The organism is Achromobacter deleyi, from assembly GCF_902859705.1.
Taxonomy (GTDB): Bacteria; Pseudomonadota; Gammaproteobacteria; order Burkholderiales; family Burkholderiaceae_B; genus Achromobacter; species Achromobacter deleyi.
In genome coordinates, this window is sequence record NZ_CADIJO010000015.1 from 19,748 (window position 1) to 38,074 (window position 18,327).

Sequence of the window (18,327 nt, forward strand, 5' to 3'; positions counted from 1 at the left end):
GCCTGATCGACCGCCCTAGCGCCGGTCATCAGGCCCGGGGGCATCGACGATCACAGGGGCCACCGGCATCCCCAACGCCAGATGCCGCAGGTGCCACACCTGCGACAGCGTGCCGCCCCAGAACATGCCGTCGACCAGCCCCGACACACCGCCGAATGCCGCCGAGAACGCAGCGTTCGCAGCCAGCCCGTGGTCTTGCGCCAGCATCGCCATCAGGGCGAACTTGGACAGGAAAGCCAGTATCAGCAGCACCAGGGTCAAGGGCGACCCGGGGCGTTCGATCATCTGCGTGTCCGGGTAATAGGTGGCGCGGCCGGCGCGCGCCCACAGCACCCAACCGATCACGCCGCCCGCGGCAGCGCCCGCCACGAAGGCCTCGTAGGCCGATTGCAGATCGGTGACTTCGCTGTGAATGGATACCAGCACCCAGACCAGGAACAGGATGGGCAAGAGAAAGGTCCGCGCCACCGACATGCGGCGCGGACGCAGCGCGCGTATGCCGCGGTACACCAGCACGGCGAACAGCGCCCATACCCAGGGCGGGGTGCGATGCAGCAGGATGTCGAGGCTCATGTGCGCTCCGAAGGTCGGGGCCGGTGGCGTCATTGATCCCGCCAGTTGAGCAGGAATTTCCTGACAAACTGCTGTGGGGGTTCGATCAGGCTTCGGCCAGCGCCATCGCCTGGATCATCAGGTCCAGGTTCTGTACCGCGGCGCCCGACGCGCCCTTGCCCAGGTTGTCGAACACCGCCGTCAGCAGCACCTGCCCGTGCGCATCGTTGCCGTACACCGCCAGGCGCAGATTATTGGTGCCATTGAGCACCTGCGGATCCAGGTGCGTGTGCGCGGCGGCCTCTTGCTGCGCCACCACCTGCACGTACTGCTGGCCGTCGTAATGGCGCGCCAGGCAGTCGTGCAACTGCTGCGCCGTGACCCCGGCGGGCAACAGGCGCAGTTGCAACGGCACGGTCAGCACGATGCCCTGGCGGAACGAACCGTACGACGGCACGAACACCGGCCGTTGGCTCAAGCCCGCATGGCGCTCGATTTCCGGGGTGTGCTTGTGCGCCAGGCCCAGGCCATAGACCTGGAAGGCCGGGCCGCCCGCCGCGCCCGGCGCCTCGTAGGCGTCGACAGTGGCACGGCCGCCGCCCGAATAGCCCGACACCGCCTGCACGGCCAAGGGGTAGTCCGCGGGCACCAAACCTGCCTGCACCAGCGGACGCAGCAAGGCGATCGCGCCGGTGGGGTAGCAGCCGGGGTTGCTGACCCGCTTGGCCTGGGCGATGCGCTCGGCCTGGCCCTCAGCCATTTCCGGAAAGCCGTAGACCCAGCCCGCCGTGGTGCGATGGGCCGAACTGGCGTCGATGACGCGCACATCGGGGTTGACGATGGACGCCACGGCCTGGCGCGCCGGCTCGTCCGGCAGGCACAGAATGGCGATGTCCGCCGCATTGATGGCGTCGGCGCGCCGCTGCGGGTCCTTGCGGTCGGCGGCAGGCAGCGTCACCAGGCGCAGGTCGGTGCGGCCTTGCAGCCGTTCATGAATCTGCAGACCGGTGGTGCCCTGGTCGCCGTCGATGAATACAAGGGGGTGGGTCATGAGCGTGGCCATCCTGAAATGCCGGCGCGGCCGGCGGGTCGTCGATAGAATCCGGAGCCGGGCCTGTTGACCGCAGCCTTCCGGGTACGTGCTCATCATTGCCCAATGCGCTGCATAGTAAAAGTCGAATATCATGACGATTCAATTCAGCTTTACTGAACGTCGACACCATGCGTGAAATCAACCTGGACCGCCTGCGCACCCTGGTCGCCATTGCCGACCTGGGCTCATTCGCCGACGCCGCCCGCGCGCTGCACCTGGCCCCGCCCACGGTCAGCCTGCACGTGGCCGACCTGGAAGCGCGCATCGGCGCCCCGCTGCTCACGCGCAAGCGCGGCCAGGTGCGCCCCACGCCCATCGGCGACACCCTGCTGGAACGCGCGCGCCGTCTGCTGGCCGAAGCCGACCAGGCGCTGGACGACGTGCAGCGGCAGGTACAGGGGCTGGGCGGCCGGGTGCGGCTGGGTGCGTCCACCGGCGCCATCGCGCACCTGCTGCCGCAGGCGCTGGAGGCCTTGGGGCGCGACCATCCCGGCATCGACGTGCAGGTGGCCGTGCTGACCTCGCAGGAAACCTTGCAGCAGTTGAACGAAGGCGCGCTGGACGTCGGCCTGGTGGCGCTGCCGCAGCCGCCCATGCCGGGGCTGGTGCTGCGGCCGTGGCGGCGCGATCCCATCATGGCGTTTCTGCCGGCGGGCTGGAAAGCGCCCGCGCGCATCACGCCGGCCTGGCTGGGCGAACGGCCGCTGATTCTCAACGATGCCAGCACGCGGCTGTCGCGCCAGACCGGCGAGTGGTTTGCCGGCGCGGGCCTGAACCCGCGGCCGCGCATCCAGCTGAACTACAACGACGCCATCAAGAGCCTGGTGGCGGCAGGCTACGGCGCCACGCTGCTGCCGCACGAAGCCACCGCGCCGCAGCCGGATCCGCGCATCGCCATGCGGCCGTTGCGTCCGGCGCTGTGGCGCCCGCTGGGCATCGCGCACCGGGCCGGCCAGGTCGAACGCGCCACGCAGCATGTGCTGGATGCCTTGTGGGCGCTGCGTGAAGCGGACGCGGCCTGATGAGCCTGGCCTGCCGGGCTTGAGCGACAGCCTGAGTCGCCGCTCAAGCCTATTACGTTTACGCCACGATCTCGAACAGAGACGTCACGCTCACCCTTCGCCCTTCCCCGCCACCGCAGGCGCACGCCGGAAGAACGCCGCCCGTTCGCTTTCTTCGCGCAGCCGCCGGGCACGGCTGCGGAACAGGTCCTTGCGGCCCACGATGCCCAGCACCCGTCCGCTGGCGCGATCCAGGATGGGCACGCGGCCCGCGCCCGACAGCGCCATGCGGTCGGCGATCTGGCTGGCCAGTTCTTCCGGATAGCCGTAGACCAACTCGCGGCCTTGCAGCGCCTGCGCCAAGGTCTGCGCCTGCGAGGCCGGGTCCAGCGCCCAGGCCAGGCTGTCGGCGCGCGTCACTTCGCCCACCGCCGCGCCGTCGGCATCCACCACCGGATAGCTGGTGTGCACGGGCTGCGTGTGTGTGAAATGCGCGATGGCCTGCGCCACCGTGAGCGTGTCGGGCAGCGTTTGCGCCGGGCTTGTCATGACCTGGCTTGCGCGCAGCAGATCGAACGGATCGACCCGATATTCGCGGTTGATGTGATGGCCGCGGCGCGCGATCTTTTCGGTCAGGATCGACCGGCGCAGCAGCAGCACCGTCACGCCGTAGGCAAACACGCAGGCCGCCAGCACCGGCAGCAAGGCGCCCAGGTTGCCAGTCAGTTCCACCGCGAATAGCGTGGCCGTGAGCGGCGCGCGCATCGTGCCGCCCATCATCGCGGCCATGCCCACCAGCGCCCAGAAGCCCGGATCGGCCTGCGGCAGCAGCGGCGCGGCCAGGGCACCCAGCGCGCCGCCAAAGATCAGCAGCGGCGCCAGTACCCCGCCGGACGTACCCGAGCCCAGCGCGATCGCCCAGATCGCCACCTTGACCGCCAACAGCAGCAGCACCGCCTGCATGGCCAGGTCGCCCGCCAGCAGGTGGCGGATGTTGTCGTAGCCCACGCCCAGCGCGGCCGGGTCGATCAGCCCGCCGATGCCGATGGCCAGGCCGCCCAGGGCCGGCCACCACATCCAGTGGATGGGCAACTTTTCGAACAGGTCTTCGGCGGCATACACCAGCGACGTCAGCACGCCCGACCCCAGGCCGGCCAGCACCCCCACGGCGGCGCAGGCCACCAGGTGCCATGGCGTGAATGGCAAGGCGCCGGTGTAGGCGAAGATGGGGCCGCCATCCAGCACGAAGGCGCGCGCCACCGCCGCCACCAAGGCGGCCGTGGCCACCGGCAGGAAGCTGCGCGGCTTCCATTCGAACAGCAGCAGTTCCACCGCCAGCAGCACGGCCGCCAGCGGCGTGGCGAAGATGGCCGTCATGCCCGCCGCCGCGCCCGCCACCAGCAGCGTCTTGCGCTCGCCGTCATTCAGGTGGATGGTCTGCGCCAGCAGCGAGCCGATGGCGCCGCCCGTCATGATGATGGGCCCTTCGGCGCCGAACGGGCCGCCGGTGCCGATGGATATTGCCGACGACACGGGCTTGAGCACGGCAACCTTGGGCGCGATGCGGCTCTTGCCGATCAGGATGGCTTCCATGGCTTCGGGGATGCCGTGGCCGCGAATCTTTTCGGACCCGTAGCGCGCCATCAGGCCGATGATGAGGCAGCCGATGACGGGGATGGCGACCGACGCCAAGCCCAGGCGCCCGGTCGTGATGGGCAGGTCGGCAAACGAGAACAGGCCGTGATAGGCCAGGTTGGTACAAAACGCGATCAGGCGCAGCAGCGCCCAGGCGGCGGCCACGCTGGCCAGGCCCACCGGCACGGCCAGCGCCATCAGCAGCACGACGCGCCGGTCGGTGGTGAAGTCGCCCAGCCGCAAGGCGGCGCGGGCGGAAGTGGAAACGGGAGGCATGGTTCTTGGGACAGGAGACGGGGCGCAAGGCCCGGAAACCGGCGCAGGTGTTTTCTGCGCGGCGTTTGCGAAAGATCAAATATATCGTATCACGACATATATTAGAATCGGCCGGTGAAACGATCCCCGCCCCCCGCCCTGCCGTCCGCGTCCGACTACGAATTGCTGGCCGAATTCCGTTACGCGCTGCGCAAGTTCGCCGCCTTCAGCGAAAACGCCGCCGCCGGCCTGGACCTGATGCCGCAACAACACCAGGCGTTGCTCGCCATCAAGGGCAGCCGCGCCGGCGCCCCGGCCCGCCGCGGCCTGTACGTGGGCGAAATTGCCGAGCGCCTGCTGATCCGGCCGCACACGGCGGCCGAACTGGTCAACCGCCTGGAACGGCTGGACCTGGTGCGCCGCGAGCCCGACCCCGAAGACGGCCGCCGCGTGGAAGTGGTGCTGACGGCCAAGGCCGAACGCATCCTGGAAAGCCTGTCGGCCTCGCACCTGGAAGAACTGCGCGCCATGCGGCCGCTGCTGACCCGTTTGTTGACCCGCATCGACGACGACGCACCCGCGCGCTGATTTCCTGACCATTACCTGACTCGGCCCAACCCCCGCCGCGTGATAAATTATCGTCCCCCGATATATTTCACGGGGGCAAGGAGAGGGTTTTGGCTGTGGGTATCAAGCGCTGGCTTGGCGCGTTCGCACCAGCGCCGGTCGGCGTCAACGGGCGCGAAAAGCTCTATGGCGCCGTGGGCGCGCTGGTGGGGCTGTTCTGCACCGAATGGGTCGGCCGCCATGCGTTGGGCGTGGCCAGCCCCTGGTTCATCGCGCCGATGGGCGCGTCCGCCGTGCTGCTGTTCGCCGCGCCTGCCAGCCCGCTGGCCCAGCCCTGGTCCATTCTGGCGGGCAATCTGGTGTCGGCGCTGATCGGCGTATTCTGCGCCCAGTTCATCGGCGACCCCGGCCTTGCCGCCGCCACGGCCGTGGCGCTGGCCATCGGCGCCATGTTCTGGCTGCGCTGCCTGCATCCGCCCAGCGGCGCGGTGGCCCTGACCGCCGTGCTGGGCGGTCCGCCCGTGGCCGCGTTGGGCTATGGCTTCGTGCTGTGGCCGGTGGGGCTCAATACCGTCATCCTGCTGTGCATCGCCGTGGTCTTCAACGGCCTGCTCAAACGCAATTACCCGCGCCGCCACGCCGAGCCGGCCGCCGGCCACCGCACCCGCGACCCCGTTCCCAGCGCGCGGCTGGGCTTTTCGCGCGCCGACCTGGACCAGGCGCTGGCCCAGCGCGGCGAGTTGCTGGACATCAGCAAGGAAGACCTTGAAGACATCGTGCTGGCCGCCGAACTGCGCGCCAGCACCCGCCGCTTTGGCGACGTGCGTTGCGCCGACATCATGTCGCGCGACGTGGTCACCGTGCAGCGGCAAGACCCGCTGGATTACGCCGTGCGCCTGTTCGACAAGCATCGGCTGCAGTGGCTGCCGGTGCTGGATTCGTCCGGCCACTACGCCGGCATGCTGGCTCAGGGCGACGTGCTGGCCCGCAAGAGCCGGCCGGCGCCCGTTGCAGCGGCTGGCGGCGCGCCGGCCGACCTGCTGGTGGCCGACTGCATGCGGTCCGAAGTGCCGTTCGCCACGCCGGGCCTGCCCGCCATCGAACTCGCGCGGCCGATGTCGGACCATCTGCATTGCGTGCCGGTGCTGGGCGAAGACCGCACGCTGGTCGGCCTGGTGACCCAGTCCGATCTGGTGGCCGCGCTGTACCAGATGACGGTGTCGGCCGCGGCGCAGACCGCACCGGACCAGGACATCGGCTCACGGCTGGCGGCCTGAGCGCCCCGCGCGACCCTGCGCGCATTGACGGGCCGCGCGGGGGTGCGTCGTGTACCGCCCTCCGTAGCCCTACGGATTCCGGTCCGGAATCTCCGCAGGGCATAATTCCAGGCGTGAATCCCCCCTTGCGCCATCGCGCCCTCTTCTACTGGCTGGTGCTGTTCCTGCTTGGCGCCCTTTGGCTCGGCCGCCAGGATTACGTCGGCCAATACGACCGCTTTTTCCAGGACACCAGCATCGCCCAGCGCATGCTCAGCCAGAAAACCGGGCAGCACGAAGCCGTGCTGGCCACGCTGTCCGCCCTGTCGCATCCGCCGGCCCCCGAACGCCTGTTTCCCAGCCTGCAGCCGGCCATGCCGCAATTGCAGGGGCTGGGTTACCTGCCTGACGGCGCCTGGGCCGGCAGCACCGACGAACCGCCCGGCCTGCGCGCCGCCGTCGAGCAGGCCCGCACGCTGGGCCGCCCGGTCGTGCTGCCGCTGGACACGGCCCGTTATTGGTTGGTGGCGCCGTCCAGCTGGAGCCTGCTGGTCGATGCGCGCCACCTGGTCGCCCCGGCCGACCTGCCCGCGGGCCTGGCCAACCTGACCCTGGCGATCGGCCAGGCGCCGCTCACGCTGCTGGCGCGCCAGCCGGACCCCGCCGGCCCGGGCTGGCCGCTGGCACTCGCCAAGTCGCTCGGCGCGGCCAGCCAGCCCTTCATGCTGCACAGCGCGCGCACGCTCACGCCCGCATCGTGGCCCTGGCTGCCGTGGCTGCTGTGGGGCCTGACCAGCGCGCTGCTGGTGGCCGGCGTGACCGCCATGCGCCGTTCGCGCGCCGAAGCGCGGCGCCAGCAGGAACAGGCTCGCCTGGCCGCGATGGCGCGCCTGAGCACGCTGGGCGAAATGGCCGCCGGCATCGCCCACGAACTGAACCAGCCCCTGACCGCCATCCTGGCGCAGACCCGCGCCGCGCAACGCCTGCTGGACGACGAAGACGAACGCCCGTCGGTACGCCGCGCCCTGCTTGCCAGCGCTGAGCAGGCCAAGCGCGCCGCCGACATCATCAGCCGCATGCGCGCGCTGGTGCAGCCCACCGCGCCCAGCCGGCGCGAAGCGCTGGACCCGGACGCGCTGGCGGCCTCGTTGCGCTTTCTGCGCGAACCCGAACTGGCCCGCCACGGCATCCGCCTGACCTGGCGCAACGCCAGCCCGGGCGCGCGTCCTTTGGGCGACCGCGTGGCGCTGGAACAGATCCTGCACAACCTGGTGCAGAACGCGGCCGATGCCCTGGTGCACACCGCGTCCGACGGCACCGACACCGCCATGGCAACCGCCCATCCCGCCAGCCGCGGGCCCCGCCCGACCGCCGACGCCGCGCCCGAAATCACGCTGGAAGGCCGCCTTGAAGGCGACGCCTATGTCTTCACGGTCAGCGACAACGGCCCGGGCATTGCCCCCGACGCGCTGGCCCGCCTGTTCACGCCGTTCTACACCACCCGCGCCCAGGGCATGGGCCTGGGCCTGGCGCTGTGCGAAACGCTGGCCGGCGCCATGGACGGCCGCCTGGCCGCGCACAACCTGCAGCCGTCGGGCGCCTGCTTCACCCTGACCCTGCCATTGGCCAAGGGCCCGACATGAACGCCCCCGATCATTCCCCGCTGGTCTACCTGGTCGATGATGACGACGCGGTGCGCGACGCGCTGGCGCTGCTGCTGCGCAGCGTAGGCCTGCGCAGCGAAGGCCACGCCGATCCGCAGGCGTTCCTGGCCGGCCTGTCGCCGCACACCATCGGCTGCGTGGTGCTGGACATCCGCATGCCCGGCATCAGCGGGCTGGACGTGCTGGCGCGCCTGGCCGACACATCCGACCTGCCCGTGGTGATGCTGACCGGCCACGCCAACGTCGACCTGTGCCGCCGCGCGTTCAAGGGCGGCGCCATGGAATTCCTGCAAAAACCGGTAGACGACGACGTCTTTCTGGATGCCGTGCAGGCCGCCGTGCGCACCCACATCGCCAGCCGTGAACGCCTGGCCGTCACCCAGGCCGCGGCCGACCGGCTGGCGCGGCTGTCCGCGCGCGAACGCGAGGTGCTCGAACGCGTGGTGCAAGGCCTGAGCAACAAGGAAATCGCGCGCGAGTTCGACCTGTCGCCGCGCACCGTCGAAACCTACCGCGCCAATGTCTTCGCCAAGCTCGAAGCCGACTCGCTGGCGCAACTGATCCGCCAGTACGCCACGCTGCTCGACTAGCCGCGTCGCGGCACAGACTACGCCGCTTGCCCGGCCGTCATCAGCCCTGCCCTCCGTAGCGCTACGGAGACGCCAGCGTATTCGGGCGTATACCGCCGATTCGCCCTTTTGGCCACACTGACTGCTCCTGACTTTCACTCGATAAAAGGACGCAGACATGACCCGCCACACGCTCGCCGCACTGGTTTCCACGCTGGCTTTCACGGGCGCCGCCCACGCCGCCGTGCTCAGCGAAAGCAACATCTCGACCGCCGACGCGCAGAAGCTGGCCACCGCCGCTGTGGCGGCATGCCAGGCCAAGGGCTACAACGTCAGCGCCTCGGTGGTCGACCGCGCCGGCCTGCTCAAGGCCTTCGTGCGCGGCGACAACGCCGGCCCGCACACCATTGAAGCCAGCCGCGCCAAGGCCTTCACGTCCGCGTCGGCCAAGGCGCCCACGCTGGCCATGATGGAAAACGCCCAGAAGAACCCCGGCGCCGCCAACCTGACCGACATCCCCGGCTTCCTGCTGCTGGGCGGCGGCGTGCCCATCAAGGCCGGCGCCAACGTCATCGGCGCCATCGGCGTGGCCGGCGCCCCGGGCGGCAACCTGGACGCCCAGTGCGCCGACGCCGTGCTGGAAGAGAACGCCGCGCTGTTCAAGTAAGCCGCCGTCTGTTTGCAACGATGGCGCTCCCGGCCTGAATAGATATAATAGGAACCATTCCCATTATTCTTTCAGGTCTGGAGTTACCGTGCCGCCCGGCGATCTATCGGCTCCGCATGCCGTCGACACGCTCTACCGCTCCCATCACGCCTGGCTGACTTCATGGCTGCGGCGCCGCCTGCGCGACGACCACGACGCCGCCGACCTGGCCCAGGACACCTTCGTGCGCCTGATGGCGGCCCGCGACACGCCGGGCCTGCGCGAGCCCCGCGCCTTCCTGACCCGCATCGCCCACGGCCTGGTGGTCAATCTATGGCGGCGCCGCGAGCTGGAACAGGCCTATCTGCAAGCGCTGGCCCAGCGCCCCGAAGCCACCACCCCATCACCTGAACGGCGCGCCCTGGTGCTTGAAGCCCTGCTCCAGATCGACGCCATGCTGCATCGCCTGCCGGCGCGCGCCCGCGAGGCCTTCCTGCTGTCGCAACTGGGCGGCCACACCTATGCCGATATCGCCCTGCGCCTGGAGGTGTCCGAGCGCATGGTCAAGAAATACATGTCGCAGGTGATGCTGCAATGCCTGCTGATCGCGGACGGCGTCTGGTGAGGGCCACGCCGCTGTCTGCCGCCCCCGACCGCCGTGTGCTGCAAGCCGCGGCCGACTGGTTCGCGCGCCTGGGCGACGAACGCGCCAGCGCCGACGACACCCGCCAGTGGCAGGCCTGGCTGGCCGCCACGCCCGAACACCGCCGCGCCTGGGATGCCGTCACGGCCATCAGCGCCCGTTTCGAAGCGGTGGCAGGCCAACCCGCGCTGGACGCCCTGACCCACGCCGGACAAGGCCGCCGCCGCGCCCTGCGCACGCTGATGCTGCTGGCCGGCGCAGGCGGCCTGGGCGCCGCCGCCTGGACCCAGCCTGCCACCCGGCGCCAATGGGCCGACCTGCGCACCGACGTCGGCCAGACGCGCCAGGCCACCCTGGAAGACGGTTCGCGGCTGTGGCTGAATACCGCCAGCGCCGTCAACCTGCGCTTTGACGACACGGCGCGGCGCGTGGTGCTGGTGGACGGCGAAACGCTGATCGACACGCATCCGGATGCCCGCACGCCCGCGCGCCCTTTCCTCGTGGACGTGGGCTATGCCCAATTGCAGGCGCTGGGCACACGCTTCGCGGTGCTGCGCGATGGCGGCCGCGCCTGGCTGGACGTGTATGCCGGCGCCGTGCAGATCCAGCCCGCCGACGCCGCCAGCCGCATCGTGCCCGCCGGCACCCGCACCGCATTTTCCGGCCGCGCCATTGATGCCCCCCAGCCGCTGGACTCGGCGCGCGACGCCTGGACCCGTGGCGAATTGGTCGCCGACGGCATGCCGCTGGGCCGCTTTGCCGCCGAATTGGCGCGCTACCGCCGCGGCTTCGTCACCTGTACGCCCGACATCGCGCAGTTGCCGCTGGTGGGCGTGTTCCCCCTGGCCGACACCGATCGCATCCTGCGCGCCCTGGAATCCACCCTGCCGGTGCGCGCGCACCGCGTCCTGCCGGGATGGATACGGCTGGAGGCGGCGTAGCACCGGGGCTTGCATCGCGGGGCGAATCCTCGATGGACCCGGCGGCCCCTGAAGCGCAACCCGCCGCGGCTCTTTTTTGTAACAGCCGCCTTATCGCGGTTCCCCTTTTGCCATCTCGCTTGGCATGCCAGATGTACGCCGCGTTTTGCGCGTCCTGTCGCCAAGGAAACCCATGCACGTCCCCACCCTTCGCTCTCCGCTCCTGGTCCGCGCCCTGGCCGCCGCGTTGGCCGCCCCGGCTTTCGCCCTGGCTACCACGCCGGTCCAGGCCCAGGTCTCTGCCGGCTTCCAGGTGCCCGCCGGCCCCTTGTCGCAGGCGCTCAGCCAATTCGCCAGCCAGGCGGGCGTGACACTGTCGCTGGATGGCCGCCTGGTGGCCGGCAAGCAGAGCGCGGGCCTGTCCGGCCCCTACAGCATCGACCAGGGCTTCGGCCGCCTGCTGGATGGCACCGGCCTGCGCGCCGAGCGGCGCTCGGACAACGTCTACACCGTGCGGCCGCTGTCGTCGGCGGATGACACGGCGCAACTGGACGCGGTGACCGTGGTCGGCGCCTCGGTCATCAACCCCAGCTACCAGCCGGAACCGGTCGCGGGCGTCAGCCGCTCGCCCCTGGCGGTGCTGGACCAGCCACAGGCCGTGAACGTGGTGCCTGCCCAGGTGCTGCGCGACCAGCGCCCGCGCAACCTGGACGACGCGCTGGCCAACGTCAGCGGCATCACCCAGGGCAACACGCTGGCCGGCACGCAGGACACGCTGATGAAGCGCGGTTTCGGCGCCAACCGCGACGGCTCGATCATGCACAACGGCATGCCGCTGGTGCAGGGCCGCGGCCTGAACGCGGCCGCCGATTCGGTCGAAGTGCTCAAAGGCCCGGCCTCGCTGCTGTACGGCATCATGGACCCGGGCGGCGTCATCAACATCGTCAGCAAGCGGCCGCTGCTGACACCGTACAACGCCATCACCGTCACCGGTTCCAGCTACGCCCACAGCCGCACCGGCGCGGGCGCCACGCTGGATTCCACCGGCCCCATCGGCGACTCGCGCCTGGCCTACCGCCTGGTGGTGGACACGATGAACGAAGACTACTGGCGCGACTTCGGCCGGCGCCGCGACACGCTGGTGGCGCCGTCGCTGGCCTGGTATGGCGAAGACACGCAGATCGTGGCCTCGTACGAACACCGCGACTACCGATACCCGTTCGATCGCGGCACCGCGCTGGACCCCACCACCGGCAAGCCGCTGGACATTCCTTCGCGCCGCCGCCTGGACGAGCCCTACAACAATATGTGGGGCAGCACCGAACTGGCGCAGGTCACCATCGACCAGCGCGTCACCGAGAACTGGAAGGCCCACCTGGGCTACAGCTGGAACCAGGAACGCTACGACGCCAACCAGGTCCGCGTGACCAGCATCGATCCGGCCACGGGCACGCTCAAGCGCAGCAACGACGGCACCCGCGGGGCGCTGTCCACCGACCACTACGTGATCGGCTATCTCGACGGCCGGGTCGACCTGGGCGGGCTGCGCAACGACGTGCAGATCGGCGCCGACTACGAACGCCGCAAGATCTTCCGTTCGGACCTGATCCGCCAGAACCTGTCCAAGCCGTTCAGCTACGTCAACCCCGTGTACGACCTGCAGGACCCCGGCAACACCGTGGTCGCCAGCGACAGCGACCAGACCGACAAGCTGCGCGCCACCTCGTTCTTCCTGCAAGACTCGCTGCACCTGACCGATCGCTGGATTCTGGTGGGCGGCCTGCGTTACCAGCACTACGAACAACTGGCCGGCCGCGGCCGCCCGTTCAACACCAACACCGACATCCAGGGCGGCAAGTGGCTGCCGCGCGCCGGCCTGGTCTACAAGTGGACGCCCGAAGTCTCGCTGTACGGCAGCTACACCGAATCGCTCAAGCCTACCTCCACGATCGCCCCGCTCACCAGCGGCACTGTGATCGATTCGGGCGTGGCACCCGAACAGTCCAAGTCGTGGGAACTGGGCCTGAAATGGGACATGCCGGGGCAGACGACCGGCACACTGGCGCTGTTCGACATCCGCAAGCGCAATGTGCTGGTGTCGCAATACAACGACGTCACCAAGCTGACCGACTGGCGCACCAGCGGCGCGGCGCGTTCGCGCGGCGTGGAACTGGACGTCAGCGGTTCGCTGTCGGCCCGCTGGGACTTCATGGCCAGCTATGCCTACCTGGATGCCCGCACCACCGACGACCCGCTGTACCAGGGCAACCGCCTGTGGAACGTGGCCCAGCACACCGGGTCGCTGGCGCTGGTCTACAACGCCGGCCAGATCGGCGAAGGCCGCCTGCGCCTGGGCGCCGCCGCGCGCTACGTGGGCACGCGGCCGGGCGATTCGGCCAATTCGTTCGAGCTGCCGGCCTACACGGTGATGAACGCGTTCGCCACCTACGACACGCGCGTAGCCGGGCGCAATGTGCAGTTCCAGCTGAACGTGAACAATCTGTTCGACCGCACCTACTACACGTCCAGCGCCAACCAGTACTTCATTTCCATGGGCGATGCGCGTCAGTTCGTGCTGTCGACCCGGGTGGAGTTCTAAGCATGGCGCCGCAACGATATACCGGCGTTTCGCGGGCCTCGCGACTCGTGGGACTCGGGCGACGGGCGGCGTCCGGCCTGATGGCCGCGACCTTGGCCGCTCTGGCCGCGACGGCGCACGCCGACGCCGATCCCATCGTCGCCGAGCGCAGCGCCACGGTGCTGCCCGGCAGCGGCCACAGCTGGGGGTTTGCCGCGCTGGCGCAAGACGGCCGGCACGTGCTGCTGGCCCGCCGCGAAAACGGCCTGACGATCTGGGACGCGGCCCGCCGCGAAGCGCTGCCGGACATCCCCGGCACCGAAGGCGCCAATGCCGCGGTCGCCGTCCCGGCTGCCGACCGGCTGTACGTGGCGGCCATGGATGGCAGCGTCATCGTGATACGCGCGTCCGACCGGCAGGTGCTGAAACGCGTGCCGGTGGACAGCGGCAATCTGAACAATGCGCTGTTCGATCCCGCCAGCGGCCAGGTGCTGTTGACCAGCGGCCGCCGCGGGGCCGTGTCACGGGTGTATCGGCTGGACCCGGCCTGCGACTGCGTGCGCGCCAGCCTGGACCTGCCGGCCGCCAAGCTGGATGCGCCGGTGTTGCTGGGGCCGGGGCGGATCGCGCTGCCGATGCGGGATGAAGGCCGCATCGCCGTCATTGACCTGCGCCGCATGGCCTTGCTTCAGGTCTGGCAACCGCCGCAATGCGCGCGCCCCAGCGCCCTGGCGGCCGACGCCGCCGGCAAGCGCCTGTTCGTGGCCTGCCGCGGCGCGACGCCGCGCCTCTTGAGCCTGGATGCGCAAAGCGGTGCCGTGCTGGCCAGCGCGCCGGCCGGCCGCGACATCAATGCGCTGGCCTACGACGACCGCCGCGGCTGGCTGCTGGCGCCCAGCGGCGCCGACGCGCGGCTGTCGATCTACGACGTCAGCGCGCCGGCCGGACTGCGCCGGGTGGCGTCGATCGGCACCCGCCCCTGGGCCCACAACATGGCCTATGACGCCGACCGCGGCATCGCGTACCTGCCCAGTATGGACGACACCGAGGTGTATCCGGCGGGCGGCGGCGAGGCGCAGCGGCACTTCGCGGCGGACAGCTTCACGCTGACGACGTTGCGGCTGCAAGCGCCGCAACGTCATGGCGTGGAGCGGCAAGCGGATCAACGGCAAAGGGATCAAGGGCAAGAGGTGCGCCCGTGAGCCGGCCGATGACGGCCGCGCCAACGCCTGCGGGGGCTGCCCGGCCGCGGCCGCCGAACCGGCGCGGGGTGTACCTGAAGGCGTTGCGCAAGGCGCATGGCTGGCTGGGGCTGTGGGGGGCGTTGCTGGGGCTGCTGTTCGGGGCCAGCGGGATTCTGCAGAACCACCGGGCAGTGCTGAAGATCGATATGCCGGGGCCGGTGGTGGAGACGCTGCAGTTGCAGGCGCCGCCGGATCTGCCGCGAACGGATGCGGCGGTGGGGCGATGGCTGCAAGAGGCGTTGCAGTTGAACAAGCCGGTGGAACGGATCCGCAAGGAGCCGGCACACGAGGTGCATTGGGGGGATGTGACGGCGCGCCAGCCGGAGAAGTGGCAGGCGTTGTTTCGGGCGCCGGGGTATCAGGTGCAGGTGGAGTTCTGGCCTTCAAGCGGGGGGGCTAGTGCTCGGCGGAGTGTGGCCGGGTGGTGGGGGGTTGTGCAGAATTTTCATCGGGCTAATGGGGTGGGGGTTGGGTGGGTGTTGTTGTCGGATTCTGTGGGGGGGGCGTTGATTGTGTTGTGTTTGACGGGGGTGTTGCTTTGGACGGAATTGGAGCGGCGGAAGGTTGTGGGGATGTTGGTGGCTTTGGGGGGTGTTTTGGCGTTTTTTGTTGCTGTGGTGGGGTCTTGGGGTTGAGTTTTTTGCCTTGAGGGGGGTTCTTTAGCCGCGCTTGGCGGCGTGGGCGGGTGAGGACGGGGCTACGATTGCGGTCCGGAGCCTTCGCTCCGGACTTCCCCGTCCTCATCGTCGTCCAGGCCTCCGGCCTTCCCTTCCGATTCCGTCGGGCGCATCTACACGCCCCGCCCTCACCCGCCCACGCCGCCAAGCGCTCATGATGAGGATTTGCCTCGGGTGCTGGGGCGGGCGGTTTGCTTGGCGTGGTGGCCGCGGTCAGTGGGGGTGTGGAGCGGTTTGCGGGGCCCGCCTCGTGCCGGCCGCGCGGGCGGCCTTACGAGGCTTACGCGGTGTCTTGCGTCAGCGGATGGCGCTTGCGCGTGTGGGTGGCGTTGGCGTTTGCCGTTTGGCGTTTGCCGCTTGCTTGCTGATTGGCTTTGTGCGCCCTGCTGTGGCGCTTTTTTTCGCCGGCATTTGCGTGCGAGTGGGTCCGCGCGCGTTGCGCGCGGGCCTGGGTTACTCGTCTTCTATGCCTAGTTCGCGCAGTTTGCGGGTGATGGTGTTGCGGCCGATGCCCAGGCGGGAGGCGGCTTCTACTCGGCGGCCTCGGCTGGCGTCGAGGGCGCTTTGCAGCAGGATTTTTTCGAATTGGCGGGTCAGCGTGGCCATGACGGCGGGTTCGCCGCGTTCCAGGCGGTATTGGGCGTCGCGCAGCAGGGAGTCTTGCCAGTTGCGCGGGGGGCCGTCGTCCTGGGCGGGGGCGGTGTGCTGGACGACGGTGCCGATGGTGGAGATGCTGCCGCCGATGGCGACGCGAGGGGGGGCGGCGCTGGTGGCGGGGGGGTGCTCCATGGCGCGGATCTCGGGGGGGAGATCGGCGCGTTCCACCGTTTGGCCGGGGGCCATGACGGTGAGCCAGTGGCAGAAGTTTTCGAGCTGGCGGACGTTGCCGGGGAAGTCGAACTTGGTCAGGACGGCCAGCGCTTCGGGCGTCAGGCGCTTGACCGGCACGCCCAGGGCACGGGCGCTGGCGGCCAGGAAGTGGTTGGCGAGCGCAGGGATGTCTTCGATGCGTTCGCGCAGCGGCGGCAGGCGCAGGCGGATGACGTTCAGGCGGTGGAACAGGTCTTCACGGAACAGGCCCTGTTCGACGCGTTGTTCGAGCGGCTGGTGGGTGGCGGCGACGATGCGCACGTCGACGCGCACCGGTTGGGCGCCGCCGACGCGGTAGAAGCTGCCTTCGGCCAACACGCGCAACAGGCGGGTCTGCAGTTCGATCGGCATGTCGCCGATTTCGTCCAGGAACAAGGTGCCGCCGTGGGCTTCTTCGAAGCGGCCCCGGCGCAGGGTGTTGGCGCCGGTGAAGGCGCCGCGCTCGTGGCCGAAGAGTTCGGCTTCGAGCAGGTCGCGCGGGATGGCGGCGGCGTTCAGGGCGACGAAGGGGCCGCTGGCGCGCACGCCGTGGCCGTGCAGGGCGCGGGCGACGAGTTCCTTGCCGGTGCCGGATTCGCCGGTGATGAGGACGGTGACCTTGGACTGCGCCAGGCGGCCGATGGCGCGAAAGACTTCCTGCATGGCGGTGGATGACGATTGGGTCATCATCCAGCGCTCGTTGTTCTGGGCCTCGCCCTGCCCTTCGGGGCTTTCGGGCTGGGCCGATTCCTGCATGGCGCGCTGGATCAGCGCGACGGCTTCGTTGACGTCAAAGGGCTTGGCCAGGTAGTCGAAGGCCCCACCCTGGAAGGCGGAAACGGTGCTGTCCAGGTCGGCAAAGGCGGTCATGACGATGACCGGCAAGCCGGGATGGCGCTCTTTGAGCTGGCGCAGCAATTCCAGGCCGTTGCCGCCAGGCATGCGGATATCGGACACCAGCGCAACGGGCGTGTCGTGGGCCAGGGCCTCGAGCACGTCGGCCGACTGGGAGAAACTGCGGGTGGGGACACCGGCGCGGGCCAGGGCCTTTTCGAGGACCCAGCGGATGGCCTGGTCGTCGTCGACGATCCATACGGGTTTCATCAGTGTGCGGGCTCCATCGGTAGGACCAGGCGAAACTCGGTACGCCCGGGTCGGGATTCAAATTCGATGATGCCGCCGTGCTGCTGCACGAAGTCCTGGGCCAGGCTCAGGCCCAGTCCGGTGCCGCCGGCACGCGCCGTGACCAGCGGATGGAAAATGCGGTCGCGGATGTGGTCGGGCACGCCCGGGCCGTTGTCGATGATCGACAGCTCAAGGGCCAGGCGGTGTTGGCGGTGCGCCAGCATGACTTGGCGCGCCACGCGGGTGCGCAGCGTAACGACGCCGGGTTCGACGCCGGGGCCTTGCGGCCGCGCGACCAGTTCCTGGGCGGCGTTGCGGGCCACGTTGAGCACGGCCTGCATCAGGCGGGCGGCGTCGCCTTTCAGGTCGGGCATCGACGCGTCGTAGTCACGCACCAGCGTGACGTCGTGGCGGAACTCGGCCTGGATCAGGGCGCAGACGCGCTCGCAGATTTCATGGATGTTGACCGGCCGCGCGTTCAGCGGCACACGTTGCGGGCCGCTCAGGCGGTCCACCAGCGCCTGCAGGCGGTCGGCTTCGGAAATGATGACCTGGGTGTATTCGGCCAGGGCCGCGCTGGGCAGCTCGGCTTCCAGCAGTTGCGCGGCGCCGCGCAATCCGCCCAGGGGATTCTTGACTTCATGCGCCAGGTTGCGCAGCAATTCGCGGTGCGCTTCGATCTCGTCGACCAGGCGATGGTTGCGGTCGGCCAGCACGCGCTGTTCGATCTCGCGGGTTTCGATCAGGGCGGGCCAGCGTTGGCCGCTCAGGCCCACCGTGGTCACGGCCACTTCCACGGACTCCGTGGCGCGGCGCAGCGACGCCAGTTGGCGTACGTCGGCATATCGGCCGGCCGCGGCGCGGTCGATGGATGACTGGATATTCTCAGGGTTGTCGAACAGGGTGGCGGCGGAATGGCCGCACAGTTGCTTGCGCGAGCGGCCGAACAGGTCTTCGGCGGCCGCGTTGGCGTATTCGATGTGCCCGCGTTCGTTGACCAGGAAAACGGACGTGGCAAGCAGATCGAGAGCTTCTACATTCATTTTTCAACGT

General features: G+C 69.6%; 16 protein-coding genes. 11 read left to right on the top strand and 5 right to left on the bottom strand.

The features are described 5' to 3' along the window. Window positions 1-15 precede the first annotated feature (15 nt). The gene (locus HV798_RS20380; RefSeq protein ID WP_175193713.1) at window positions 16-573 is read right to left on the bottom strand and encodes a DUF6622 family protein; all 558 of its coding nucleotides are present in this window, start codon (window positions 571-573) and stop codon (window positions 16-18) included. Window positions 574-658: 85 nt separating this feature from the next. Continuing rightward, a complete protein-coding gene (gene argC / locus HV798_RS20385) occupies window positions 659-1,603 on the bottom strand; it encodes an N-acetyl-gamma-glutamyl-phosphate reductase (protein ID WP_175193714.1) in 945 nt (314 codons plus the stop codon). A 170-nt stretch (window positions 1,604-1,773) separates the two neighbouring features. On the opposite strand from argC, the gene HV798_RS20390 reads away from it, so the two are divergent. Continuing rightward, complete coding sequence (locus tag HV798_RS20390; RefSeq protein WP_175193715.1) at window positions 1,774-2,667, top strand: LysR family transcriptional regulator; 894 nt, start codon at window positions 1,774-1,776, stop codon at window positions 2,665-2,667. A 90-nt stretch (window positions 2,668-2,757) separates the two neighbouring features. Here the strand turns inward: HV798_RS20390 and HV798_RS20395 are convergent, their stop codons facing one another. Further along, the gene (locus HV798_RS20395; protein ID WP_175193716.1) at window positions 2,758-4,557 is read right to left on the bottom strand and encodes a chloride channel protein; all 1,800 of its coding nucleotides are present in this window, start codon (window positions 4,555-4,557) and stop codon (window positions 2,758-2,760) included. 114 nt (window positions 4,558-4,671) lie between these two features. Here HV798_RS20395 and HV798_RS20400 point away from each other — a divergent pair, with 114 nt between their 5' ends. From HV798_RS20400 to HV798_RS20445, 10 genes are all read left to right on the top strand, one after another. Next, window positions 4,672-5,124: a MarR family winged helix-turn-helix transcriptional regulator gene (locus HV798_RS20400; protein WP_175193717.1), complete on the top strand. Its 453-nt coding sequence runs from the start codon at window positions 4,672-4,674 to the stop codon at window positions 5,122-5,124. Between the two features lie 89 nt (window positions 5,125-5,213). Continuing rightward, window positions 5,214-6,380: an HPP family protein gene (locus HV798_RS20405; protein WP_425486157.1), complete on the top strand. Its 1,167-nt coding sequence runs from the start codon at window positions 5,214-5,216 to the stop codon at window positions 6,378-6,380. Between the two features lie 113 nt (window positions 6,381-6,493). Beyond that, window positions 6,494-8,002, top strand: a complete 1,509-nt coding sequence (locus HV798_RS20410) for a sensor histidine kinase (protein WP_175216495.1) — start codon at window positions 6,494-6,496, stop codon at window positions 8,000-8,002. Continuing rightward, entirely contained in the window at window positions 7,999-8,613 is a 615-nt protein-coding gene (locus HV798_RS20415) for a response regulator transcription factor (protein ID WP_025136507.1), read from the top strand. Before HV798_RS20410 ends, HV798_RS20415 begins: the two co-directional genes overlap by 4 nt. A 157-nt stretch (window positions 8,614-8,770) precedes the next feature. Further along, window positions 8,771-9,259: a GlcG/HbpS family heme-binding protein gene (locus HV798_RS20420; RefSeq protein ID WP_025136506.1), complete on the top strand. Its 489-nt coding sequence runs from the start codon at window positions 8,771-8,773 to the stop codon at window positions 9,257-9,259. 88 nt (window positions 9,260-9,347) lie between these two features. Next, window positions 9,348-9,863, top strand: a complete 516-nt coding sequence (locus HV798_RS20425; protein ID WP_025136505.1) for a sigma-70 family RNA polymerase sigma factor — start codon at window positions 9,348-9,350, stop codon at window positions 9,861-9,863. Continuing rightward, entirely contained in the window at window positions 9,833-10,822 is a 990-nt protein-coding gene (locus HV798_RS20430) for a FecR domain-containing protein (RefSeq protein WP_175193719.1), read from the top strand. Before HV798_RS20425 ends, HV798_RS20430 begins: the two co-directional genes overlap by 31 nt. 172 nt (window positions 10,823-10,994) lie before the next feature. Then, window positions 10,995-13,400, top strand: a complete 2,406-nt coding sequence (locus HV798_RS20435) for a TonB-dependent siderophore receptor (RefSeq protein ID WP_175193720.1) — start codon at window positions 10,995-10,997, stop codon at window positions 13,398-13,400. Window positions 13,401-13,480: 80 nt separating this feature from the next. After that, window positions 13,481-14,581 carry a YncE family protein gene (locus tag HV798_RS20440; RefSeq protein WP_175193721.1) on the top strand — a complete coding sequence of 367 codons (1,101 nt, stop codon included), beginning with the start codon at window positions 13,481-13,483 and terminating at the stop codon, window positions 14,579-14,581. A 68-nt stretch (window positions 14,582-14,649) separates the two neighbouring features. Then, the gene (locus tag HV798_RS20445) at window positions 14,650-15,258 is read left to right on the top strand and encodes a PepSY-associated TM helix domain-containing protein (RefSeq protein WP_246288998.1); all 609 of its coding nucleotides are present in this window, start codon (window positions 14,650-14,652) and stop codon (window positions 15,256-15,258) included. A 495-nt stretch (window positions 15,259-15,753) separates the two neighbouring features. Here the strand turns inward: HV798_RS20445 and ntrC are convergent, their stop codons facing one another. Beyond that, window positions 15,754-17,253, bottom strand: coding sequence for a nitrogen regulation protein NR(I) (gene ntrC / locus HV798_RS20450; protein WP_025136500.1), 1,500 nt, complete (start codon window positions 17,251-17,253; stop codon window positions 15,754-15,756). After that, window positions 17,253-18,317: a nitrogen regulation protein NR(II) gene (gene glnL, locus HV798_RS20455; protein WP_025136499.1), complete on the bottom strand. Its 1,065-nt coding sequence runs from the start codon at window positions 18,315-18,317 to the stop codon at window positions 17,253-17,255. The genes ntrC and glnL overlap by 1 nt, the downstream gene beginning before the upstream one ends. Window positions 18,318-18,327 lie beyond the last annotated feature (10 nt).